At 64.8% G+C, this 23,726-nt stretch carries 23 protein-coding genes; 5 read left to right on the forward strand and 18 right to left on the reverse strand.

Going from position 1 to position 23,726, the window contains the following annotated elements:
* Positions 1–49: 49 nt before the first annotated feature.
* The 5 genes from flgF to flgB form a co-directional block, all read right to left on the reverse strand.
* Positions 50–808, reverse strand: a complete 759-nt coding sequence (flgF, locus tag AC3WOG_RS19975) for a flagellar basal-body rod protein FlgF (RefSeq protein ID WP_492579527.1) — start codon at positions 806–808, stop codon at positions 50–52.
* A 20-nt stretch (positions 809–828) separates the two neighbouring features.
* A complete protein-coding gene (locus AC3WOG_RS19980; RefSeq protein WP_492579528.1) occupies positions 829–2,334 on the reverse strand; it encodes a flagellar hook protein FlgE in 1,506 nt (501 codons plus the stop codon).
* Positions 2,335–2,377: 43 nt separating this feature from the next.
* A complete protein-coding gene (locus AC3WOG_RS19985; RefSeq protein WP_492579529.1) occupies positions 2,378–3,109 on the reverse strand; it encodes a flagellar hook assembly protein FlgD in 732 nt (243 codons plus the stop codon).
* A 10-nt stretch (positions 3,110–3,119) separates the two neighbouring features.
* Complete coding sequence (flgC, locus tag AC3WOG_RS19990) at positions 3,120–3,545, reverse strand: flagellar basal body rod protein FlgC (protein WP_492579530.1); 426 nt, start codon at positions 3,543–3,545, stop codon at positions 3,120–3,122.
* Positions 3,546–3,668: 123 nt separating this feature from the next.
* Complete coding sequence (gene flgB, locus AC3WOG_RS19995) at positions 3,669–4,163, reverse strand: flagellar basal body rod protein FlgB (RefSeq protein ID WP_492579531.1); 495 nt, start codon at positions 4,161–4,163, stop codon at positions 3,669–3,671.
* 227 nt (positions 4,164–4,390) lie between these two features.
* Here flgB and flgA point away from each other — a divergent pair, with 227 nt between their 5' ends.
* The 5 genes from flgA to AC3WOG_RS20020 all read left to right on the forward strand — a co-directional run bounded on the left by flgA (position 4,391) and on the right by AC3WOG_RS20020 (position 7,885).
* Complete coding sequence (gene flgA / locus AC3WOG_RS20000; RefSeq protein WP_492579532.1) at positions 4,391–5,905, forward strand: flagellar basal body P-ring formation chaperone FlgA; 1,515 nt, start codon at positions 4,391–4,393, stop codon at positions 5,903–5,905.
* A 174-nt stretch (positions 5,906–6,079) separates the two neighbouring features.
* Entirely contained in the window at positions 6,080–6,436 is a 357-nt protein-coding gene (gene flgM / locus AC3WOG_RS20005) for a flagellar biosynthesis anti-sigma factor FlgM (protein WP_492579533.1), read from the forward strand.
* 94 nt (positions 6,437–6,530) lie between these two features.
* Positions 6,531–6,977: a flagella synthesis protein FlgN gene (locus tag AC3WOG_RS20010; protein WP_492579534.1), complete on the forward strand. Its 447-nt coding sequence runs from the start codon at positions 6,531–6,533 to the stop codon at positions 6,975–6,977.
* 318 nt (positions 6,978–7,295) lie between these two features.
* The gene (locus AC3WOG_RS20015; protein WP_492579535.1) at positions 7,296–7,478 is read left to right on the forward strand and encodes a type II toxin-antitoxin system HicA family toxin; all 183 of its coding nucleotides are present in this window, start codon (positions 7,296–7,298) and stop codon (positions 7,476–7,478) included.
* Entirely contained in the window at positions 7,475–7,885 is a 411-nt protein-coding gene (locus AC3WOG_RS20020) for a type II toxin-antitoxin system HicB family antitoxin (RefSeq protein ID WP_492579536.1), read from the forward strand. Before AC3WOG_RS20015 ends, AC3WOG_RS20020 begins: the two co-directional genes overlap by 4 nt.
* Before the next feature lie 48 nt (positions 7,886–7,933).
* Here the strand turns inward: AC3WOG_RS20020 and AC3WOG_RS20025 are convergent, their stop codons facing one another.
* The 13 genes from AC3WOG_RS20025 to AC3WOG_RS20085 form a co-directional block, all read right to left on the reverse strand.
* Entirely contained in the window at positions 7,934–8,668 is a 735-nt protein-coding gene (locus AC3WOG_RS20025; RefSeq protein ID WP_408499384.1) for an RNA polymerase sigma factor FliA, read from the reverse strand.
* 28 nt (positions 8,669–8,696) lie between these two features.
* Positions 8,697–9,566 carry a MinD/ParA family ATP-binding protein gene (locus tag AC3WOG_RS20030; protein ID WP_492579537.1) on the reverse strand — a complete coding sequence of 290 codons (870 nt, stop codon included), beginning with the start codon at positions 9,564–9,566 and terminating at the stop codon, positions 8,697–8,699.
* Complete coding sequence (flhF, locus tag AC3WOG_RS20035; protein ID WP_492579538.1) at positions 9,559–11,448, reverse strand: flagellar biosynthesis GTPase FlhF; 1,890 nt, start codon at positions 11,446–11,448, stop codon at positions 9,559–9,561. The genes AC3WOG_RS20030 and flhF overlap by 8 nt, the downstream gene beginning before the upstream one ends.
* A gap of 374 nt (positions 11,449–11,822) precedes the next feature.
* Positions 11,823–13,925: a flagellar biosynthesis protein FlhA gene (gene flhA, locus AC3WOG_RS20040; protein ID WP_492579539.1), complete on the reverse strand. Its 2,103-nt coding sequence runs from the start codon at positions 13,923–13,925 to the stop codon at positions 11,823–11,825.
* Positions 13,922–15,133 (reverse strand): flagellar biosynthesis protein FlhB, encoded by a 1,212-nt coding sequence (gene flhB / locus AC3WOG_RS20045; RefSeq protein ID WP_492579540.1) that lies wholly within the window; start codon positions 15,131–15,133, stop codon positions 13,922–13,924. The genes flhA and flhB overlap by 4 nt, the downstream gene beginning before the upstream one ends.
* Before the next feature lie 312 nt (positions 15,134–15,445).
* Positions 15,446–16,762, reverse strand: coding sequence for a DUF3443 domain-containing protein (locus AC3WOG_RS20050; protein WP_492579541.1), 1,317 nt, complete (start codon positions 16,760–16,762; stop codon positions 15,446–15,448).
* A 15-nt stretch (positions 16,763–16,777) separates the two neighbouring features.
* Positions 16,778–17,320 (reverse strand): DUF2844 domain-containing protein, encoded by a 543-nt coding sequence (locus tag AC3WOG_RS20055; protein WP_492579542.1) that lies wholly within the window; start codon positions 17,318–17,320, stop codon positions 16,778–16,780.
* A gap of 269 nt (positions 17,321–17,589) precedes the next feature.
* The gene (gene cheZ / locus AC3WOG_RS20060; protein WP_492579543.1) at positions 17,590–18,300 is read right to left on the reverse strand and encodes a protein phosphatase CheZ; all 711 of its coding nucleotides are present in this window, start codon (positions 18,298–18,300) and stop codon (positions 17,590–17,592) included.
* 1 nt (position 18,301) lies between these two features.
* A complete protein-coding gene (gene cheY, locus AC3WOG_RS20065) occupies positions 18,302–18,697 on the reverse strand; it encodes a chemotaxis response regulator CheY (protein WP_492579544.1) in 396 nt (131 codons plus the stop codon).
* Positions 18,698–18,758: 61 nt separating this feature from the next.
* The gene (locus tag AC3WOG_RS20070; protein WP_492579545.1) at positions 18,759–19,853 is read right to left on the reverse strand and encodes a protein-glutamate methylesterase/protein-glutamine glutaminase; all 1,095 of its coding nucleotides are present in this window, start codon (positions 19,851–19,853) and stop codon (positions 18,759–18,761) included.
* Positions 19,854–19,858: 5 nt separating this feature from the next.
* The gene (gene cheD / locus AC3WOG_RS20075; RefSeq protein ID WP_492579546.1) at positions 19,859–20,677 is read right to left on the reverse strand and encodes a chemoreceptor glutamine deamidase CheD; all 819 of its coding nucleotides are present in this window, start codon (positions 20,675–20,677) and stop codon (positions 19,859–19,861) included.
* Positions 20,674–21,654 carry a CheR family methyltransferase gene (locus AC3WOG_RS20080; protein ID WP_492579547.1) on the reverse strand — a complete coding sequence of 327 codons (981 nt, stop codon included), beginning with the start codon at positions 21,652–21,654 and terminating at the stop codon, positions 20,674–20,676. Before AC3WOG_RS20080 ends, cheD begins: the two co-directional genes overlap by 4 nt.
* A 204-nt stretch (positions 21,655–21,858) precedes the next feature.
* Entirely contained in the window at positions 21,859–23,694 is a 1,836-nt protein-coding gene (locus tag AC3WOG_RS20085) for a methyl-accepting chemotaxis protein (RefSeq protein WP_492579548.1), read from the reverse strand.
* Positions 23,695–23,726: the final 32 nt, after the last annotated feature.

A 23,726-nucleotide genomic window follows, 5' to 3' on the forward strand; every position in this document is an offset into this window, starting at 1 on the left:
CTATGTCGACCGGAGTTAGCGCTTTAGCGCTTAGTCCGGTCCCATCCCGTTAGCTAAAGCTGAGCAGCTGGTTGGCGGTCTGATCGTTCTTGTCGGCGCTTTCCAGCAGCTTGGTTTGCATCTGGAACTGGCGCGCGTTGGTGATCATCGAGACCATGGCGCTGACCGGATTCACGTTGCTGCCTTCAAGCGATGCCGGCGCCAGCGTGACGGCCGGATCGGCGTCGGCAGGATTGCCGTCGGCGGTGCGAAAAAGGCCGTCGTCGCCGCGCGTCAGGGCTTGCGGATCCGGATTCACCAGCTTCAACTGATCGACCGTCACCACCGCGGTGGGCGGATCGCCCGGCGTCAATGCCGACACCGTGCCGTCCTTGCCGATGGTGATTTGCGCACCCGGCGGCACCGACACCGGGCCGCCGTTGCCGAGCACCGTCTGGTTCATGGCGTTCACCAGCTGGCCGTTTTCGTCGATGTGCAGATTGCCGGCGCGCGTGTAAGCCTCGTTGCCGTCGGCGGTTTGCACCGCCAGCCAGCCCGGCCCCTGAATGGCGACGTCGAGCGGGTTGCCGGTCTGCTGGATCGGCCCCGGTGTGTAGTCGGCGCCCGGCGTCGACGACAGCACGAAGGTGCGCGTGGTGTTGTCGTTGATCGAGCTGCCGTCGCCGAACGCCATCGGCACGGCGCGGAAAGTCGCAAGCTGCGCGCGAAAGCCGGTGGTCGACGCATTCGCCAGGTTGTTCGCAACGATAGCCTGCTGTTCGAGCGCTTGTGTGCTGCCCGACATCGCGGTGTAGATCAGCCGATCCATGATGGGTCAATCCCGGTCGCTTACAGGTTGATCAAGGTTTGGTCGACGGCCTGCTGGGTCTTGATCGTCTGCGCGTTCGCCTGATAGTTGCGTTGCGCGGTGATCAGGTTCACCAGTTCGCTCGTCAGATCGACGTTCGAGTTTTCCACCGCGCCGCCTTGCAGCACGCCGTGGTTGGTCGCGCCCGGCGCGGAAATCTGCGCGACGCCCGAAGCGGAGGTCTGCTGGAATTCGTTGTTGCCGAGGTTCACGAGACCGTTCTGGTTGGCGAAGTTCGCGAGCGCGACCTGGCCGAGCGCCGCGGTTTGCTGATTCGAGTAGTTGCCGGTCAGCGTGCCGTCCGCACCGATCGTGAAGCTCGTCAGCGTGCCGGCTGCGTAGCCGTCGGGCTGCAGCGTATTGACACCGTCCTTGCCGCCGTACTGCGTCGTGCCGGCGATGTTCAGCGTCAGATTCTGCGGCGTCGACGAACCGTCGGTAGTCGGGACGGAGAAGTTGAACACGAACGGTGTGGTGGTGGCGGTGCCGGCAGCGTCGGTCGTGCCGAGCAGCGTGCCCGACGAATTGAAGTTCGCATGGCCGACCAGGTTCGCCGTGCCCGTCGAGGTGCCCGCGTACACGTTCCACGTGCCGGCCGACGTCTTGGCGAAATACATGTTGACCGTCTGCGAGCCGCCGAGCGAGTCGTAGACCGTCGTGCTGGTCGAGTAGTTATAGGTCGACGAACTGTTCTGGTTGAACGCGACCGGAGTCGGCGCGATCGTGTAGCTGTCGTTGGTGGCCGGCACGCCGTTGAACGTGATGGTCTGGCCGTTGCCGAGCGAAATCGCCGTGCCCGCCGTGTACGTGCCGGTCGTCGACGTGCCGAGCGTGTTGTCGGTCACCGTGTAGGCGGTCGCGCTCGTGAACTTGACGGTGTAGTTGTCGTTGTTCGTGCCCGAAGCGGTGTTCGTGATGGTCGCGCCGGTGGTAGTGAGCGTGCCCGTGTTGGCGCCGGCCGTCACCGTCGGCGTGCCGAGCATCAGCGGATCCTGCGCGTTCAGGTTCAGGCCGGCAGCGATCTTGGTGGTCGCTTGCGGCGCGATGTTCGCGGTCGGCACGGAGAGCGGCACGGTTTGCGCGGTGTTGATGATGCCCGAGCTATTCGCGGCGTAGCCCATCAGTTGCAGGCCTTGCGCGTTGGTGATGAAGCCGTTCTTGTCGAGCTGGAACACGCCGTTGCGCGAGTAGACCAGCGAACCATTGTTCGACAGCTGGAAGAAACCGTTGCCGTTGATCGCGACGTCGAGCGCCTGATTGGTGCTGGTGATCGTGCCTTGTGCGAACTGCTGCTGCACTTCGGCGAGCTTCGTGCCGATGCCGACCTGGTTGTTCACCGCGGTCGCCACCGAATTGGCGTACATGTCCGCGAACTGCGCGGCGCCGCTCTTGAAGCCAACCGTATTCGCGTTGGCGATGTTGTTGCCGATCACGTCGAGATCGCTCGACGATGCCGCCAACCCACTCAAACCTGTTTGGTAACCCATGACGGTCTCCGTATCTGGAAAGTCGTAACTGACTGAATCTGAATCAGAGGATGGCGGCGACGCTGGTCAGCCCGACGGTCGTGCCGTTCGACAGCACGAGGCCCGGCGTACCGCTGCTTTGCATGACGACGCTTTGCACCGTCGCGCCCGCGAGCGTGGTGGCCGTGGCCTGCTTGCCGTTGATCGTGCCGACCGCGCTGATCGTGTAGGTGCCGTCGGGCAGCGTGTTGCCGGCCGAGTCGGTCGGCGTCCAGCCCACCGGAACCGTGCCGGCCGATTGCTTGCCGAGGTCGATCGTGTTGACGATCGTGCCCGCCGAGTTCTTCACGACCACCTGCAGGTCGCCCACCGAGTTGGCGAGCTGCACGCCGAACGAGCTGGCCTTGCCGCTCGCGACCGTCACCGAACTGCCCGGCGCGAGCACGGTCGAGCCGATCAGCATCGCGGCTTGCGACTGCTGGCCGGCCGACAGTTGCGTCGACAGCGAGGTCAGCGTCGTATTCAGCTGGCTGATGCCCGACACCGTGTTGATCTGCGCCAGCTGCGAGGTCATCTGCGAGCTGTCCATCGGATTGGTCGGATCCTGGTTCTTCAGTTGCGCGACGAGCAGTTGCAGGAAGGTGTTCTGCAGATTGGTCGCCGACGTGCTCGAAGCGCTGCTGGTCGAGCTGGTGGCGCTGCTCGCGCTCGATGCGCTGTTCGTGCCGTTCATCGTATCGAGCAGCGTCTGCGACACGTTCGTGCCGTTGCTGCCGATGGTGGTATTGGTGGTCAAGGAGCTCTCCTCAGGTTCCGATCGTGAGCGTTTTCAGCATCAGCGTTTTGGCGGTGTTCAGGGTCTCGACGTTGGCCTGGTACGAGCGCGAGGCCGAGATCATGTTGACCATTTCCTGCACCGGGTCGACGTTGGGCAGCGTGACATAGCCGTCCGCGTTGGCCGCCGGATTGCCGGGTTCGTAGGCCGTCTTCATCGGCGTCGGGTCGTCGACCACGCCGGTGACCTGCACGCCGCCGATCTGCTGACCGGAGCCCGAACGCGCGCCGCCGATCGGGTTCACCGCGAACACGACCTGCTTGGCTTTGTACGGCTGGCCGTCCGGGCCGGTCGTACTGTCCGCGTTGGCGAGATTGGACGCCGTCACGTTGAGCCGTTGCGACTGCGCCGACATCGCGGAGCCTGCAACACCAAAAATATTCATCAGGGATGGCATGGTTTCCCGACCTCTCCTGCCGGTTCGACCCGGCTTACGTTAAATCCCGTAGCGATTGTTCCTGCGTCACTGCCTGCGCTGCCTTGGCTGCCTTAGCTATCCCGCAGCCGCCTTGCAGCTGACTTACGAGCCCGACTGGATCGCCGCCAGCATCGTTTTGATCTGGCCCGACAGCACCGTCATGCCCGATTCGAAATGCAACGTGTTGTCGGCGAACTGCACCCGCTCGGTATCGATATCGACCGTGTTGCCGTCGAGCGCGGGTTGCGTCGGAATGCGGTATTGCAGATTGCCGTAGTCGTCAGGCGAGCCGCCGGTCGGCGTGAGCGTCGTCTTGCCGGTCATATGGCCCGGTGCGGTCGAGACCATCGACATGCCGCTCGTCACGCCCACCGGCTGCGTCATGGCCAGCGTCGAACTGTTCGACGCGCCCTGGCCGGCTCCGCCGCCGCTCTTTTTCAGCGCGCCGGCCAGCGACGAAGCGAAATCGACATCGCGCGCCTTGTACCCTGGGGTATCGGCGTTGGCGATATTCGAAGACAACAGCTCCTGGCGGTAAGCGCGTACATCGAGCGCCTGGCGGCCAAAGGCGAATTCGGCATCGAGTTTGTCCAGCATAGAAATCTCCGGAGAACGTTCCCGAGGCTTCCCGCTTGTGCCTGGTTGTGCCTCGCGCGAGGACCACATCGGCCGGGAAGACCTTTTTGCATGAGGTCCATCTTATGGGCCGAACGCAAGTGGCAATCGGACGAATAACCGGGAAAGGGGGCTTCTATTCAACGTTTGCGCAAAGGAGGCGCTCACTAGAATGCAAAGCGTACTGATGCATTCGATGGAGAAACGCGATGGACCAGCCCACTTTCGATCTGACGCACCGCGCAAGCCGCGCGGCGGCGGCGCATCGCGTGGGTGCGGGCGCGGTACGGCTCGCTTCGCGCCTGGCAGCACGGCTGGTGGTGAGTTCGACGTTATGTGTGAGTTCGACGTTATGCGTGACGGCCGGCGCCTTGCTGCTGTCGAACGCCGCACAGGCTGAGGACGCCGGTGGCCCGATCGTGATTCCTGGGCCGGGTGAGAAGAATCCTGCTGCGCTCGCCGATCTGGCCGAACACATGCAAGCCGCGGCGCCCGCGAAGCGCGCCGGTTCCGCAGCGACCCTGGCCGCCGCCACCGCGCAGTCGATGACGCCCGGCCCGGTCGCACGCGACGCCGATCAATTCACGCGCGCGGCCAATGCGAGCGGCTCGATTGTGATTCCGGGCGCGGGTGAACCGCCTGCCGCGCCGGCAATGATTCGTACCAGCTTCAAGCCCGACGCGAACGGCGTTGTGACGATTCCCGCGCCGGTGAACGCGAATCCGCCCGCGACGGCCGGGGTTGCAAGCATCAGCGTCGTGCCGGGCGCGCGTCAGGCGGTGCCAGTCACCGTCACGCCGGCGCCGTCGTCGAATGCAGGGCGGCAGGGCGCAGCGGTGCAGCCGGTGGCCGCCAATGCCCCCGCGGTCAGCGGTTTCGACAGTCTTGCGTCGCGCGGCGAGCCGCCGCAGCTGGGCGCGAACGGCAAACCGGTCGTGACGACGACGGTCGCAGCGGCGGCGCCCATGCCGGCCCGTCCGACCCTCGCTCGTACGCCTTCAGTGCGGCAGGTCGCGCCGGCCGTCGCGCAACAGAACCTCCAGGCCGCAGCAGTAACGCAACCTGTGACGCAACCCGTGGCGCAACCTGTGACGCCGCCGGGTCAGCAAGACCCCGAAGCGATCCGCGGCGCCGCCCTCGCCTTCCTGCAACAGCAATCCGCGGGCTTGCCCGGCAAGGTCGAAATCACCGTCGCGCAGGCTTTTCCGCGCGGCCTCACGGCTTGCACGATGCTCGAACCCTTTATGCCGAGCGGCGCACGCCTCTGGGGCCGCATGACGGTCGGCGTGCGCTGCGCCGGCGAGCGGCCGTGGACCCTCTATCTGCAAGCACGCATCTCGCTGCGCGCCACCTACTATCTGGCCGCCCGCGCGATGGCGCCGGGCGAAGTGCTCACCGCCGCCGACCTCGTCGCACGCGAAGGCGACCTGACCGGCTTGCCGCAGGCGATCGTCACGGACCCGTCGCAGGTGGTCGGTTCAGTGTCGCTCACGCGCATCGCGGGCGGCATGCCGCTGCGCCGCGACATGCTGAAAAGCGCGTCGGCGGTGTCGATCGGACAGACGGTGCGGGTCGTCGCAGCTGGCGAAGGCTTCGCGATTTCGGCCGAAGGCAGCGCGATGAACAACGCGTCGCCGGGCCAGCAAGTGCGGGTAAAGACGGCCAATGGCCAGATCATCTCCGGCATCGTCAAGGATGGGTCGACGGTGGAGATTCAGCTATGAACCGGCTCGGCGGGACGTGCGCCGCGCCGGATTCAGGAGCGACGGCAGCGTTCACGGGTGCGATGCCCGTGGGGCCGGATCAGCCCGAAAGGCAGGGCAACACGTCGAGCGATTGCGCTAAAGTTTTGATCACCGGTTGCCGTTATCAGGATCAAATCGTTCAGGAAGCCAATCGTGAAAGTCGATTCCACAACCAATTCGAATCTGCCGACGTTGAAAGACGCCCTGTCCCGCTCGCAGAACAGCGACGCGACGGCCGCGGCCAGCAGCGCGCAGAGTGCGGGCACGGGCTCGCCGGGCACTACCAGCAGCGGTTCGGGCGACGCCAGCGTCAGCCTGTCGGGTCTGTCGCAGCATCTGCGCAGTCTCGCGGCGTCCGGCTCGGCCGATATCGACACGGCGCACGTCGAGTCGATCAAGCAGGCCATCAAGGACGGCTCGCTGAAAATCGACTCGGGCAAGATCGCCGACGGCGTGCTGGAAACGGCGCGCAGCCTGTTGCAAAGCAAAACCTCGTCGACCGGCAACTGATCGACACATCGAAGTACGGTGAATTGCCGGGCGGCATTCGACAAACTCGGCTCGTGAATCACGCGCGAGCCGTCGTGTTTAGCGAGTTGTTGAGATGAAAGACGCCCTGCTTGCCACCCTCATCGAAGAATATTCGGCCGTCGAGGCCTTCGCCTCGATTCTGGCGCTCGAGACTCGTGCACTGACCGCCTTGTCGCCGCTTGAACAGCTGCCGCCGATCATCGAGAAGAAAACTGAACTAATCGGCGTGCTTGCCAAGCTCGAAAGCGCGCGCGACGCGCAGTTGGCCGAACTGGGCTTTCCGGCCGGCTGGCCCGGCATGGAGCTCGCGGCGAGCACCGACGCGCGGCTCGCGGCGCAATGGTCGCTGCTGCAAAAAGCGGCCGATCGCGCACGGCGCTCCAATACGAGTAACGGTGAACTCATCCGCGTACGGATGGACTACAACCAGCGCGCGCTGACGGCGCTGCAAGTGGCGGTGCCGCAGAAGGCCGGCTTCTATGGACCGGATGGACGGATTCCGGCGCGTAGCGCGGCATGACGATTTTCCTGGCGCTGGCGCGTTTCAGGCGCCGATCCGGCTGAGTATTGATTAGATTGCGTTGAACGAAGGGCTCGTCTTTTGACGGGCCCTTTTTGTTTTTCCGACGTCCGCAAAAGGCCGTTCACGATCACCTCCAATATGCGCTGGCCATCCGGCCAGGTAGCGCGAATTTGTCCACCGCGTTGAAATCACCGGTTCCCCCACTGAGGTTCTTCGCCGCTCCGTGCAGCTTTAGCGCTGCCTCGGCGAGCAGGCGGCGAAGCGTTATCCACTAGCGAGGTTGTGTAATCGTGTGTATAGTTCGAGGAGTGCGATATGAACAGTGCCGAGGTCGTCAAACTGATACGGGCGGATGGCTGGCGGCTGATCCGTATATCAGGCAGCCACCATCACTTCCGGCACGCGGTAAAAGCCGGTCTTGTGACCATCCCGCACCCAAAAAAGGATCTCCCGCCCGGCACACTGAACAGCATTCTGAAACAGGCAGGCCTGAAATGAAGAACTTGATTTTCCCGATCGCGATCGAGCCAGGTGACGAACACCATGCGTTCGGCGTGGTGGTTCCCGACATTCCGGGTTGTCATGCCGCGGGCGATACGCTGGAGGAGGCTTACGCGAACGCGAAAGAAGCGATTGAGGCGCATCTCGATACGCTGCTCGACGAAGGTATGCCGATCCCGGAACGGCTGACGCTCGAAGAGCATCGGCGCAATCCGGACTATGCAGGCTTTACGTGGGGTTTCGTGACAACCCGGAACATTCCGGCGTTGAAGAAAGCGGTGCGCATCAATATCTCGCTCCCCGAGGCGCTGGTCCACGACATCGACGCTTACGCGCAGGCACGCGGCATGTCGCGTTCGGCGTTTCTCGCGCTGGCCGCGGAGCATGAGATGGCGGATGCGTGAGAAGGCGTGCGCCGGTACGCCGCCGGTCAAACACCGACCCTTCTGAGCTCAAGTCGCCTCGGCATTCGCCCAAGCCATCTCCCGCAGTCGCGTACGCAAGCGTGCCACCGCCTGGCTGTGCAACTGGCACACTCGCGATTCGCTGACTTCCATCACCGCGCCGATTTCGCGCAGGTTCATGCCGCGCTCGTAGTACAGCGACATCAGCAGCTTCTCGCGCTCCGGCAGACGGTCGATCGCCTCCACCAGCGCCGAGCGCAAGCTGTCGTCGAGCAGCGCCGACAGCGGGTCCGAATGATCGACGCAGTAGCGGTCGAGAAACGGCTCGTCGTCCGCGGAACGGTCGAAGTCTTCGTAATAGATCAGCTGGCTGCCATGCAGATCCTGGAGCATCGACTGATACTCGTCGAGCGGCATTTGCAGATGCTCGGCGATCTCCGTCTCGCTTGCCGAACGGCCCAGGTTCTGTTCGACCTTGTGCACCGCCGTTTCGACCTCGCGCGAGGTACGCCGCAAGCTGCGCGGCAGCCAGTCGTTGCTGCGCAACTCGTCGAGCATCGCGCCGCGAATCCGCTGGCTGGCGTAAGTCTCGAACTGCGCGCCCTGGTCCTCCTTGTAGCGGCCCGCGGCGTCCAGCAGTCCGATCATGCCGGCCTGGATCAGATCGTCGAGATCGACGCTCGCCGGCATCTTGGCGACGAGTTGCAAGCCGAGGCGGCGCACCAGCGGCGCGTACTTCGTCAGAACGTCGGCTTGGGAAATCTTTCCCTGAGCGTTATACATCGTGCTCCCCTTGTCCATGTGCCGCCTCTCAGGCGTGCTGCGCAGACGGTTGGTCGGCGTGTTGCGCCGCTGTAACTGTCGCAGGCGCCATCCACGGCGTTTGCGACGACATCGCTGGCCGCATCGGCCAGTACTGCAATTCGGCGGCAAGATGCCGGAAGTCGCGCGCTGCCGGTGTCGACGGGAATGCATCGACGACACAGCGCGACAACTCCAGGGCTCGCGCCATCCGCACATCGGCGGCAATGCAACCGGCGTCTTCCAGCGCCACCGTCAGGTAGCGCCCGGCCACGCCGGCCAGGTTTGCAAAAGCGGTATGCGCGTCGTCCACGCTCTGCACGTGGTTCACCAGCACGCGAAACTGTGCGGTCGCGTGCGCGTAGTGCAGACGTTTCATGCACGCGTACGCGTCGGTGATCGCCTGCGCGGCCACGCGCGTGACGATCATCAGGTCGTGCGCCTGCATCGCGAGCGGCGACAAGTGGCCTTGCTCGTCGAGTTGCGCGTCGATCAGCACGATGTCGGCGGAACCGTGCAGCACCGCGCCGAACTGCGCGGCCGTGTGGCCTTCGCGGTTGTTGCGCGAGGCGGCCAGCACCGAGAACCCGAGTGCGTGCCGTGCGGTGGCGTCGTCGAGCGTCATCTCGCCGCGTATCACGGCCGCAAAATTGCCCACGCCGCGCACGCCGCCGAGCATCGCGCTCACCGACTTGTCGCCGAGACATTCGTCGATCACCAGCACGTCCTTGCCCTGCTGCGCGAGCGCCGCGGCGAGGTTCACCACTGTCGTCGTCGAGCCGACGCCGGCCGATCCACCCGTCACCGCAATCACGCGCGAGCCGCTTCTCGCCAACAAGCGCCGCAGTCCTTCTGCCTGATCCGCGATGAATTTATCCAAAGCGGACCTCGTGCAGTTCGGCCGTCGACCGCGCGGACAACGCGGACAGCAACGCCGGAATATCGTCGTCGTGCGGCACGAACGGGGAGTTGTCGCGCGGAATGCAGAACGCGCTCTTGATCAGGAATTTCTTCGTCGCGACGTACAGGTTTTCCGGCACCTTCTGACCGGTCGACACGTAGTGCACCGGCAGCTTGTAGCGGATCACCGTGTCGAGCACGCCGCCCAGATTGGTGGCTTCGTCGAGCTTGGTCAGGATGCAGCCGGCGAGCGGCTGCTGATCCGGCGCGCGTTGATAGGCCTGCACGACTTCGTTGAGCGTGTCGCCGTGGCTCGTCGCGTTCAGCAGCAGCAGACGCTGCACCGGCTGGCCGGCGCGGCACAGCATAGCGATCTGTTCGGACACGAGGCGGTCGCGCTGGCTCATGCCGATCGTGTCGATCAGCACGATGTGCTTGTTGCGCAGCTCGGAGAGCGCGAGTTGCAGATCGGCGCCGTCTTTCACCGCGTGAACCGACACGCCGAGAATCTTGCCGAAGATGCGCAGTTGTTCGTGGCCGCCGATCCGGTAGCTGTCGGTGGTGAGCAACGCGACCTTGCTGGCGCCGAAGCGCATCACGCAGCGCGCCGCGAGCTTGGCGGTGGTCGTCGTCTTGCCGACGCCGGTCGGGCCCATCAGCGCGAACACGCCGCCGCGCTCCATCAGCGCGTCTTCGTCTTCCATCACCGGCAGGTTCGATTCGAGCACCGAGCGGATCCACGCCATGCCGCCGTCCATGTCTTCGACGTTTTCCGGCAGGTTGTCGACCATCATCTGCACGAGCTGCGCGGAGAAACCGGCGGCGAACAGATGCTTGGTGAGCGCGGCGCGCACCGGGCTGCGGCGCTGGCGCTCGCCCCACAACAGACCGGCGAAGTGTTCTTCCATCATCCCGCGCATCGACGCGAGTTCGTGCATCACGGTTTCGTTGACGACCTGCTCCATGCGCGCCTTGATCGCTTCGGCGACCGAGGCGGGGGTGCGGGCGTCGTCGCCGGTGGGCAGCGACGGCGCGATCTTCTGCGCGGCGCGGCGCGCGGCAACTTGCGCGGCTTCGCGGGCCCATTCGGGCGTATCGCCGACTTGCGCCGCGGCCGTCTGCGCCGCGGCCTTGCCTGGCTCGACTGCGGCGCCGAGGCCCTTGGCCATCGCGGCGGCAGGCGTCATCGCCGCGGGCCGCGCGCTGTAGGCGCCTTGCTGTTGCTGCTCGGCGGCGATGCGGCGGGCGTGGTCGATCAGCCAGGGGTTCGATTCGGCCATCGTGCGCGGCGCTTCAACATCGGCTGCCGGCACGCCGGCGGCCTTGAGCAGATCGGCGCGGATGTCTTCGGTAAGACGCGTCGCCGCGGCGCGCGCGCTGGGTTGGTCGATGGCGATCGGTTGCGACGGAGCGGATGCGGAAGGCATGACCGGCGTCATCGACGGGGCTTTGGCGGCGCCCGGCAGCGAGGCTTTCGGCGCGGCAGCGGGTTTCGGTGCGGCAACCGGCGCATCGCTTGCGGCCATGGCCTCGGCGCCGGCTTCCGGGCTTGCGCCGAACACCGACGAGAACACATCGGGCATGCCGCTCGCATACGGGTTCGCCTGCATCGTCGTGGCGCGCGGTGCGGGGAGCGAAGGCATTCCAGTCGCTGCATTCGTCGGCGCGGCCTGCGGTGCGCTTGCTCCGGTGCGAGCCTTCGGCGCGATGGCTGCGAGATCGCTGTCGGCCAGCGCGACGATCTCGACGCTGCCGTCGTCCATCGTTCGATTGGACAACACAACCGCATCCGGGCCCAGGGCTTCGCGCACGAGACGCAGCGCGTCACGACTGGTAGCACCGACAAATTTACGAATGTTCAAGCTGGACCCCCGATGAGGTAAACGGACTAACGGACCGGCAACATACCGCTTCCCATTGAGATCAATTATTGCGAAAGCCGTCGAGTGACGATCGATGGATAAAGACGGGTAAAGGTGGGCAATTCGGGCGATGGAAATGCGGTGTAAGCCGCGCGGACGCCGGTTTTAAACGGGCTTTCCGGGCGCCGCCGGTGGTCGTTTTGGGTCCAGGGCGCGTACGTTTCAAGCCGCGTCTCAGCCCGCCTGCGGCAAGAAAAACCGCAAGCTGAAATGAAAACCGGCGCTCGAAGGAGCGCCGGCAACAAGACATGGACTCGGTGCGTAGAGGTTAACTGCGGGTTAACTGCGGGTTAACTGCGGGTTAATTGCGCGGTTTAACCATGCGCGCCGATCAGATTCACGACCTTGATATTGCGCGTGTCCGGCACCTCCGCGTACGACAGCACCTTCAACTGCGGCAGGCTGCGACGCAGGAAGCGCGCGAGCATCGGCCGCAACGCGTGCTGCACCAGCAGCACCGGCGCGAACCCAAGGTTCTGCTGACGCGTCATCGCCTTCTGCGTTTCGGTCAGCAGCGTATGCGCGAGACCGGGCTCGAGACCGGGATTGGCCCCGGTCGAAAGCGCCTGCGACAACACCCGTTCCAGATTCGAATCCAGGCCCATCACCTGCATATCGCCGACGCCCGGGAACCACTGCTGCGTAATCGCGCGGCCAAGCGCGAGGCGCACGGCGGCGGTGAGATCGTGTGCGTCGCTGATCTTCGGCGTGTGCTCGGACAAGGCTTCGAGAATCGTGCGCATGTCGCGGATCGGCACGCCTTCTTCCAGCAGGTTTTGCAGCACCTTTTGCAGCGTGGTGAGCGGCAACGTCTTCGGCACCAGATCGTCGACCAGCGACGGCGTGTCTTTCTGCATCCGCTCGATCAGCGCCTGCACTTCGCGGCGGCCGAGCAATTCGGACGCATGGGTGACCACCAGGTGATTCAGGTGCGTCGCCACTACGGTGCTCGAATCGACCACCGTGTAGCCGTACACCTGCGCCTGTTCGCGCAGATTCGTATCGATCCAGATCGCCGGCAGGCCGAACGCCGGATCCTGCGTCGGCGTGCCCGGCAGCGCGGCGGAAACCTGCCCCGGATTGATCGCCAGCCACTGCCCCGGATACGCTTCGCCGACGCCGACTTCGACGCCCTTCAACGCAATCCGGTAACCGTTCGGCCGCAATTCGAGGTTGTCGCGGATATGGATCACCGGCGGCAGAAAGCCGATTTCCTGCGCGAACTTCTTGCGGATGCTCTTGATTCGCTTGAGCAATTCGCCGTCCGAGTTCTTGTCGACGAGCGGAATCAGCCGGTAGCCCACTTCGAGGCCGAGCGTGTCGATCATCGTCACGTCGTCCCAGCTGGCTTCGGTGTTTTCCACCGGGGTCATCGCAGCCGGCGCGACATCGACCAGCGCGTTGGCGTTCTTGCGTTCCTCGCTGCGCTTTTTCATCGTGCGGCCGAGCTGGATCAAGCCGCCGCCGAGAATCAGAAACGCGAAGTGCGGCATGCCCGGAATCAGGCCCATCAGCACGAGAATGCAGCCCGTGATCGCCAGCACGCGCGGGTTCGTGAACAGCTGGCCGGTCAATTGCGTACCGATGTCTTCATTGGTGGCGACGCGCGAGACGATCACACCGGCCGCCGTCGAAATCACCAGCGACGGAATCTGCGCGACGAGGCCGTCACCGATCGTCAGCAGCGTGTAATTCTTGCCCGCGGACGCGAAGTCCATCCCATGCTGCACCATCCCGACGATCAGGCCGCCCAGGATGTTGATCACCATGATCAGCAGACCGGCGATCGCGTCGCCGCGCACGAACTTGCTCGCGCCGTCCATCGACCCGTAGAACTCGGCCTCCTGCGCGACTTCAAGGCGCCGCTTGCGGGCCTGATCTTCGTTGATGATGCCGGCGTTCAGGTCGGCGTCGATCGCCATCTGTTTGCCGGGCATCGCATCGAGCGTGAAGCGCGCGGACACTTCCGCGATCCGCCCCGCGCCCTTGGTGATCACCATGAAGTTGATCACCATCAAAATGATAAAGACGACGATGCCGACCGCGAAGTTGCCGCCTACGAGAAAGTGGCCGAACGACTCGATCACCTGACCGGCGGCATCCGGCCCAGTGTGGCCTTCGAGCAGCACGACCCGCGTCGACGCCACGTTCAGCGACAGGCGCAAGAGCGTCGAGAACAGCAGCACGCTCGGGAAAGCGGCAAAGTCGAGCGGCTTCATCGTGTACATGCTGACCAGCAGCACCATCACGGAAAGCGCGATGTTGAAGGTGAACAGCAGGTCCAGCAGAAACGGCGGCAACGGCAAAATCATCATGCCGAGGATCATGCAGATCAGCACCGGCCCGGCGAGGGCGCGCAAATTGGTGCTGCTCAAGGCATCGGGCCGTCGGGACAGGAATCCGGCGCGAGCGTTCATGCGGAGGCTCCTGAAGCGTCGTCGTTAGCGTCGTTAAGTGTGTCGGCGGCTTCCTGATCGGCTTCGTCGTCCGATACACCGCCCTTGTCGAGATCCGCCGGCACGTCGAACTCGGTCGGTGCGACCGGCGCGACGCCGCCTTCGGTGTTAAAGCGCCGCAACTGATATACCCACGCGAGCACTTCGGCGACCGCGCCATACAGCGGGCCGGGAATCTCGCGGTTCAGTTCGACGTTGTGATACAGCGCGCGCGCCAGCGGCGGTGCTTCGAGCAGCGGCACGTTGTTCTCCGCGGCAAGCGCGCGAATCCGCGCGGCCACCAGGTTCACGCCCTTGGCGACCACCTTCGGCGCGCGCATCTCGCCGTCGGTGTATTGCAGCGCGACCGCGAAGTGCGTCGGGTTGGTCACCACGACATCGGCCTTCGGCACCTGGGTCATCATGCGGCGGCGGGCAATCGCCCGTTGCTGCTGACGAATCCGGCCTTTGATATGCGGATCGCCTTCGCTTTCGCGATGTTCGCGCTTCACTTCTTCCTTCGTCATGCGCAGTTTCTTGTGGAACTGCCAGAGTTGATACGGCACGTCCAGTGCCGCCACGACGAACATGCCCGCCACCGTCATGCCGCAGCAGACGGCGATCAGATGCATGGTGTTGGCGAGCGCGATATGCACCGGCTGAGTGGCCAGCGCGAGAATTTCCTCGCGGCGATTCCAGATCGCCGTGCCGCCGATGCCGCCCACCACCAGCGTCTTCGCGAGCGACATGCCGAGCTGGATCGGCCCGTTGATCGAGAACATCTTGCCGAGACCGGCGATCGGGTTGAGGCGGTTGAACTTGGGTTCGAGCCCTTTCGACGACAGCTGCCAGCCGCCCAGCGCCATCGGTGCGAGCAAGGCGGCCGCACCGGTAAAGGCGAGAATCGGCAGCAACGCGTAGAGCCCTTCGCGGCTCGCGGCGCCCGCGCCGATCATCATGCGGCGCGTTTCGAACGCGCTGGCGTGGTCGAACGTGAAGGCGGCGCGCAGCATGCCCTGCAAATGCTCGCCGATGCTGCTGGACATGCCCCATACGCCGAAAAAGCCTGCCGCCAGCAGCGCAAACGTCGAGAGCTCCCGCGAACGCACGATCTGCCCTTCCTCGCGCGCCTTTTGCAGGCGCCGGGGAGTGGCCGATTCGGTTTTTTCGAGGTCGCTATCCTCTGCCACTAAAGCTCTCCAGTCGGTCGAGGCACGCTGCCTGGTTCCAGTGACAGCGATTATTCCCGTTGCGCGCAACGGACGATCGGCGGATAAGGGCGGAGAAAGGGGGGTATTTCGAGGGATGGAACAGCCGGCGAACCGCCAGGGCGGGCTTGCTGGAGGCGCGAGCGGCTTGGATGGACCGGCCGTGGAGAGCCGCCGACGGACGGACGGTAGCGGGGGGCGGCACCCGCAGGCTGCCGGTGGCGGAAGACGCACGGCAGGTACTCGCGCGGTTTGCGCGAGTACCTGCCGGTTGTCACCCTTCAGTCATGTGCATCAAAAAGCGACGTAAGGCGCCTGGCCGCCGCTCGCCGTCTGATCGATGCCGTAGTACACGTGACGGCCATAGAAGAACGGCAAGCCGAGATCGAAGCTGCCGTTGCCGCTGATCTGGCCGGCCAGATCGTTGAACGCGTAGTTGTTGCCGCTGCCGAACAGGGTGGCCGCGCTCAGGATGCCGATATTGGCGGTCGTTTTCGCGCCGTTCAGCCCGACCAGGCTGATCGAGCGCGTTTGCGCCGACGACGGGCAGTAAAAGCCCGCGTAGGTGCTGCTGCACAGCGTCAGCGAACTATCGGCGAAGAAGTAGCCGTTCGAGCCCGAGTCGAGAAACGCCTGCACCGTCGTGCCGTTGAAGACACTGTTGTTCAGATCGCCATAGGCGTCGGTGGTGAAGATCTGCGCGGCGGCCATCGTGTTGTTCGACTGGGTGCCGACACCGAATACCAGCGTGCCGGTCGCCGACGATGAACCGGTATCGGCAACCGGCGGCATCTGCACGATCACGCCGTTGTTGTCGGTGGCGAAGTGCGCGACCGGATTGGCGACCTGCTGCGTGAGCGGCACTGCGCTGCGCGTGCAGGACGTGCCGCCCGGACAGGCGAAGTAGTTGCTGTAGGTGATGGCCGTCGACGCGTTCGCGCAAGTGGCGCCGCAATCGTTGGGCGCCGTGCCGACGCCGAGAATGCCGTTGGCGCCAAGATCGTTGGCCGTATTTTCCGCCACGCCGGTGCAACCCTTCGCCGGCACCGTGCTCGCGGCCATGTCGCCGATGATCTGCACCGGGATGCTTGCCGCCGACTCGCCGCCGATCGTCACGCTCGCAGTACGCACCGAGCCCCACGTGTAGCCGTCGGCGAAAGTCGCGCACTCGGCGAGCTGCGCGCCGCCTGCCACCGTGGTGACCGGCAACGCGCCAAGCACCGACGTGTTCAGCACCGAGCTAACCACACGCAAACCGAACGACCCGGTGTCGACCTGGATGTTGTTGATAGTCTGGCAATTGGTGGTCGAGCCGGGCGCGCACACGGTCACGCTGACCGTAGGAATGTTGATCACGCCTTTCACGCCCACGCCAACCGTAATCGGCACCGTATTCGCCGCAGTCGCGGCGATCGGCTGCTGTGTCGGGCTCGCCGGCAGCGAGCCGCCGTTCAGCGTGGTCGACGAGTTGGAGTTCGAGTTGGAGTTGGAGCTCGAACTGGAACCGGAATCGCCGCCACCGCCGCAAGCGGCCAGAACCGACACCAGCACCACGGCTGCGACGGCCTGCGTCCAACCCTTGAGCTTTACCGCAATATGCATGGTTCGCATCGTTCGTCCTCGCCCTTACTGGATGTCGGAACCGCTGACGCCGGCAGGCAGCGCCTGCGGCAACCACGCCTGACCGTTGAATCCGCCCATGTGGCCACCGGAATGGACCACGAGGCTGCTCTGATCGACCGCGACCGGGCCGCGTCCGCCGCGCGTCGCGCGGATGGCCTTCACGCCGGCGACGTACTGCGGAAAGTAGCTGCCGAGCAGATCGCTCAGATCCGGCATTTGCGGACCGCGCCACGCAATGCCGAACACCGAGCCGTCCGCCGCCAGGTATTCGCGCACGACCGTGCCGTTGCCGAGCGTGGTTTCACGCACGGTGTAGGACGCGGAGGCGCTCGTAGCGGAAGCGGCGTTGGATGCGGAACGCATCACGCTCTGTGCCGCCGAAGCTGCGCCGGCGGCAGGCTGCACGGTGCGGGAAGAAACCGACGCATCCGCGGGCGGCGTCATCGGCGTGCCGCCCAGCCCAGCGTAGGCGGACTGCACGGCGAACAACGAACAGGGTAAGACTAGCGCCATAACCAACCCGGCGCGGCGTACACGACTCGACATGACAAAACTCCTCCCAAGCGACTGCTGCTCGGTCCGCACGTCGCGCGAACCGGCTGCATGTAGGCAGATCATACGGCACCGTCGCGGTCGCACGATGGGAGGGATCCTCGCCGTGCCACCGCCCGGCGCCATTGCTTGCCGGAAAACCGTGCCGCTGCTCGAGGTCGTAGTATGCCTGTGGTTTGTGTCGACAGACAGCAAGCGCACGCGGGCGCGTGGCTTGCTATGCATACTGGTTCGGCCTGTCGCTTTGGCGGATTAGCCGTGGGTTAGAACCCGAGGCTCGCCAGCAGATCGTCGACCTGCGACTGGTCCTGCACCACGTCCGTTTTGCCTTCCGGATTGATCTGCGGACCGTTCAGCAGGTGTTCGGGGCTGCCGGTCGACGACGGCTCGGCCGCCAGCGCCGCCGCGGTCGCCGCGAACTGCTCGCGCCGTTCAAGCGCGATGTTCTCGACCAGCACGCCGAGCAATTGCTGCTCGATCAGGTACACGACCTCCGTGATCTTCTTGATGACCTGGCCGGTCAGATCCTGGAAGTCCTGCGCCAGCATGATTTCCATCAGCTGCGAGTTGGTCGCGGTGGTGGCCTCCGGCACGCCGTGCAAGAAGGCACGCGTGTCGTTCATCAGCGCGCGCACTTCTTCGCGCTCGATCGGCGCGGCGTACCACTTGTCCCAGCGCGCATCGAGCTCGCCCGCGTCCTGGCGCAACTGCTCCTGGATCGGCTTGGCGATGTCGATCGAGGACAGCACGCGCTCGGCGGCCTGCTCGGTCATGTCCGCAATGTACTTCAGACGGTCGCGAGCATCGGGTACGGCTTCCGCCGCGCGCTCGACATGCTTGTCGAGCCCCAGCTCACGCATCGAGTCGCGCAGCGTGCGCGTCAACTGGCCGATGCGGGCGAGGATGCGGTCCGACGCGAAGTCGCCGCTCTCGTGGACCGCTTCGGCCCCTTGCGCGTTGGTCGGCAAATTCACATCAGCTCCCGGTCTTGGCCATCTTCTCGAGAATCTTGTTGAGCTTCTCGTCGAGCGTCGCGGCCGTGAACGGCTTGACGACATAACCGCTCGCGCCCGCTTGGGCCGCCGCGATGATGTTTTCCTTCTTCGACTCGGCCGTCACCATCAGCACCGGCAGATGCGCGAGGTTGGCGTCGGCGCGGATTTCCTTGAGCATCGCCAGACCGTCGAGGTTCGGCATGTTCCAGTCGGAGATCACGAACTCGTAGCTGCCGCCGCGCAAACGCGCGAGGCCGGCCTGGCCGTCTTCCGCCTCGTCGACGTTGCTATAGCCCAGCTCTTTGAGCAGGTTGCGGACGATCCGGCGCATCGTCGGAAAGTCGTCAACTACCAGAATCTTCATTCCCTTATCCATTTCATTCCCTTTGCTTGATCCACGGTGCGGCGCATGACCGCTTCAATCTATCCGGCGCGCATCATACCCGCTGAACGCGTTCGCCCATCGATGACAGACGCGCCATCACGCGCCGGCTCATTTCCGGCAGCGAGGCGATCTCGTCGGCGGCGCCCAGCGCGATCGCTTCGCGCGGCATGCCGAAGACGATACAGCTCGCTTCGTCCTGCGCAAGGGTATACGCCCCCGCTTTTTTCATGTCCAGCAGCCCGGCGGCGCCGTCGCGGCCCATCCCGGTCAGGATCACCCCGACCGCGTTCTTGCCCGCGTGCTGCGCGACCGAACGGAACAGCACATCGACCGACGGACGATGCCGGTTCACCGGCGGCTCGTCCGACAGGTGCGCAATATAGTTCGCGCCGCTGCGGGCCAGCAACAGGTGAGCGTGGCCGGGCGCGATATACGCATGCCCGGGCAGCACGCGTTCGCCGTGCTCTGCCTCTTTAACGGTAATTCGGCACAAACCATTGAGGCGTTGTGCAAAAGATTTCGTGAAACCCGGCGGCATATGCTGCGCGATCAGCACGGCAGGCGCATCCGGCGGCAGCGGCACCAGCACTTCGCGGATCGCTTCGGTGCCGCCGGTCGACGCGCCGACGATGATCAGCTTCTCGGTACTGAGCAGCGGGTTGTTGAAGAGCGGCGCGGCGGCTGCGGCGGCGGGCGCATGCGCTGCATGTGCAGCCGCATGGTGCGCCGGCGCGGCCTGCCGTACCCGCGCCCGGGCTGCGGCGCGAATCTTGTCGGCGAGCTTTTCCGAGTAGTCGAGCATGCCGTCGCGAATGCCGACTTTCGGCTTGGTGACGAAATCGACCGCGCCGAGTTCCAGCGCGCGCAACGTGATTTCGTTGCCGCGCTCGGTCAGCGACGACACCATCACGACCGGCATCGGCCGCAGGCGCATCAGCTTCTCGAGAAAGTCGAGGCCGTCCATGCGCGGCATTTCGACGTCGAGCGTCAGCACGTCCGGATTGTGCTGCTTGATGAGATCGCGCGCGACCAGCGGGTCGGGCGCGGTCGCCACGACGGTCATGTCCGGCTGGCCATTGATGATTTCCGTCATCAGGCTGCGGATCAGCGCCGAATCGTCGACACACAATACTTTGATCTTTTGCACAGCGCTCACGCCTCCTCTGCGGTTCTGGCGTTGTTTGGATTAATGGGGCGCGGGCTCGCGCCAAATAGTTCGATGCGCGGCTTCGCTACGCCTGCGGTCGCGCTGCTTCCTGCGGATGCTGCGAAGTTGCCTGCGAGGCTACCCATACCGCTGCCTGTATTCGAGCCGAACAACTCGACCTTCGGCCTTGCAGCGGCCGGCGTGGAAAACAGCTCGACCCGTTTGCGCGCCGCCGCGAGGCGCTCGGCGCGCGCTTCGGGGCTTTGCCGCACCAGCGCCTGTTCACGCTCGGCCACACCCGCTTCCTGCTGCAGGCGCAGTTTCTTCACCATCACCTGGCCGGTGCGCGGCATGAAGGCGACTTTGCGCGGGTGCGAGCCCTGCAAGTCCTCGGCGACGATGCGGATCTTTTCGAGCGCCAGATAGCGGCGCACGAATTCCGAATTACGATCGCCGATGTTCATCGTCGTCATGCCGGCCAACACCGCGCCGCCGCCGAACACCTTGGCTTCGAAGCGCTCGCGCCGGCCGCCCGCCTTGATGAGCTCGTTGATCAGCACTTCCATCGCGTACGCGCCGTAGCGCATCGAATCCGACGCGGCTTGCGCGACGTCCGCGCCGTCGTCGGGCAGCATGAAGTGATTCATGCCGCCGATGCCCGCCGTGCGGTCCTGAATGCAGGCCGCGACGCAGGACCCGAGGACGGTGACCAGCACCATGTCTTCGTTGGTCGTGTAAAACTCGTTCGGCAACAGCTTCACGCCGGGACGTTGGAAGTGGTTGTCGAAATACAGATTGGTGGCGATCGGCAGGGCGGCGCTCATACCGTCACCCCGCTCGCCGGCGTGCTACTGGAATGGCTCGCCTGGCGAGACGGCGTGCGCGCGCCGGTGGCGTCGCGCGTCAGTTCATAAACAGTCTGGCCGCGCAGCTTGAACGCCTGCGTCACATACGTGAAGTTTTCCGAGTGGCCGGCAAACAGCAAACCGCCCGATTTCATCAACGGCTCGAAGCGCGCGAGCACCTGCGCCTGGGTCGGCTTGTCGAAATAGATCATCACGTTGCGGCAGAAGATCGCGTCGAATTGCGAGCGCAGCGCATAGTCCCGGTCGGTCAGGTTCAGTTGTTCGAAGCGCACCATCGCGCGCACTTCCGGGCGCACTTTGACCATCCCGGCATGCGCGCCGGTGCCTTTCAGGAAGAAGCGCTTGAGCCGCTCAGGCGAAAGATGCTTGACCTGATCGAACTGATACATGCCCGCTTCGGCTTTCGCCAGCACCTGCGTGTCGATGTCGGTGGCAAGTACGCTCGCCTGGCGCGCGCCGCTGTCGCCGAGCGCTTCGATCAGCGTCATGGCGATCGAATACGGCTCTTCACCGGTCGACGCCGCCGAGCACCACACCGACACCGGCTGCGGCCGGCGCGGCACGAAGTCGGCGAGGATCGGAAAGTGATGCGCTTCGCGGAAGAACGCGGTCAGGTTGGTGGTCAGCGCATTGGTGAACGCTTCCCACTCGGCCGGATCGTTCTCCGCTTCGAGCAGATCGAGATACTGCTTGAAGGCCTCGAGGCCACGCGCGCGCAGCCGGCGCGCCAGACGGCTGTACGCCATGTCGCGCTTGTGATCCGACAGTGAAATGCCCGCGCTGCGATGAATCAGTTCGCGAATACGAGCGAAATCCGCCGACGTGAATTCGAAATCCCGTCCTTGTTCGCCGGATCTGGCCGGTTCCGCCCGCTCGGGACGTGCCGGTTGCGGACGTGCCGGTTGCGGACGTTGCTGTGCGCGCGTTGCCATCATGAAAGTTCCTGCCTGCGATACGAGCCATTCCGCTTGCCGCCAAAGCGATATCCTTTGGCGCAAGGGATTGTGTTCGCGGGGTCGCGCCCGCCCGCGAGTTCTGCCCACCTGCAGTCGGCCCGCGACACGCTGTCCAAGCGTGCTTCGATGATTCGCCCCTCATGGAGCGAGATGCCGAATGACTGCATGTCTGCCTGCTGCTTCCTAGAACGTTTCCCAGTCCGCATCCGATGCCGTGGCCGCGCTTGCAGCGGCCGGGCGTGCTGCGGATTCGGACGCTGCACGCGTCGTCTTCGGCTTCAGAGCCGGTTCGACACGTGCGGTGCCTGCGTCATGCGCGGCCGCTGCCGCCGTGCCTGTTGCTGTGTGTGCTGCCGGTTGCGGCAAGGCTTTGGCGGCCGGCGTCGCTTTCACGCCTGCGCTGCGCGCCTTTTGCGGACGCGCGGCCGTCGTCACGCTGCGCGTGGCTTCCCGCGTTTGCCCGCCGCCGGCCACCTTCCAGCCGTTCACCACGGATTGCAACTGACGCGTCTGATCTTCGAGCGACGCGGCCGCAGCGGCTGCCTGTTCGACCAGCGCGGCGTTCTGCTGCGTCACTTCGTCCATTTGCACGACCGCGCGATTCACCTGCTCGATGCCGCCCGACTGCTCTTCGGAAGCCGCGCTGATTTCGCCCATGATGTCGGTCACGCGGCGCACCGCCTGCACGATCTCTTCCATCGTGGTGCCCGCGCGGCCGACCAGCGTCGAACCGCTTTGCACCTTGTCCACCGAGTCGCCGATCAGCTCCTTGATTTCCTTCGCGGCGCTGGCGCTGCGCTGCGCGAGGCTGCGCACTTCGCCGGCGACCACGGCGAAACCGCGGCCCTGTTCGCCTGCGCGCGCGGCTTCGACCGCCGCATTCAGCGCAAGAATATTGGTTTGGAACGCAATCCCTTCGATCACCCCGATGATGTCGACGACCTTATTCGAACTGGTCGCGATATCCTGCATCGTCGTCACGACCTGGCTCACCACGTCGCCGCCGCGGGTCGCGATATCGGACGCGTTGACGGCCAACTGGCTCGCCTGCCGCGCGTTCTCGGCGTTCTGCCGCACGGTGCCGGTCAGCTGCTCCATGCTCGAGGCGGTTTCCTGCAGCGAAGCGGCTTGTTGTTCGGTGCGTTGCGACAGATCGGTGTTGCCCATCGCGATTTCGCGCGCGCCGGTGTCGATCGATTCGGTGCTGCTGTGAACCGCCTTCACCATCGTCGACATGCTTTCCTGCATCCGCTTGATGCCGCTGAACAACCGGCCGATTTCATTGCGGCTGAACACCTCGATCGTCTCGGACAGATCGCCCGAAGCGATCCGTTCAAAGCAGGCGGTTGCGTCGGCGAGCGGCTGCACGATCAGGCCGCGCAGCGCGAAGCGGATGCCCACCACCAGCAGCAAAGCCAGCACGGTGACGGCGATGATCAGCGTCGTCATCAGCGAGATGTTCGATTGCGCGCTCGCCTGCTGGTCCACTGCGTGTTGCTGCAGTCCCTTGACGACGACGGACGCGGCGTTGTCATACGCAAGGAACATCGGGCTGATCTTCGTATCGGCGATCGCATGATAGGCCGCCAGGTCGTTCGCGCGCAACGCGGCGAACTCCGGCTCGACGCCGTCTCGCATCACGGTCGTGCGGCGCGCCGTCAGATCGTCGAGCAGCGCCTGGTCAACGCCGTTCTTCGGTGCGTTGAGAAACCCCTGCCAGTTCTCGTTTGACTTGCCGAGCAACTCCTGCGCACGATCGAGCGCCTTCTTCGCCTGCTCGGCGTCGCCGGCGGTGCTCAATGCGATGAAGCGGTCCAGCGTCACGCGCGAACGCAACAGGTACGCCGACGCCTCGTCGAGCGCGTGAATCGCCACCAGATCGCCGCGCGCAATGCGATCGAGCGATTGGCTGGCGCCGTTCAGCGCCGTCAGTCCGAGCGCGCCGACCACCACGGTCAGCGCAACCAGAATGATCCCCACCATCGTCAGTGACGTGCGAATCGACCACCTGCTCAGCATTTCAATGCTCCCTCTTCCAGTCTTTCGTTCGT

It is taken from the genome of Paraburkholderia sp. FW306-02-B (assembly GCF_058782725.1).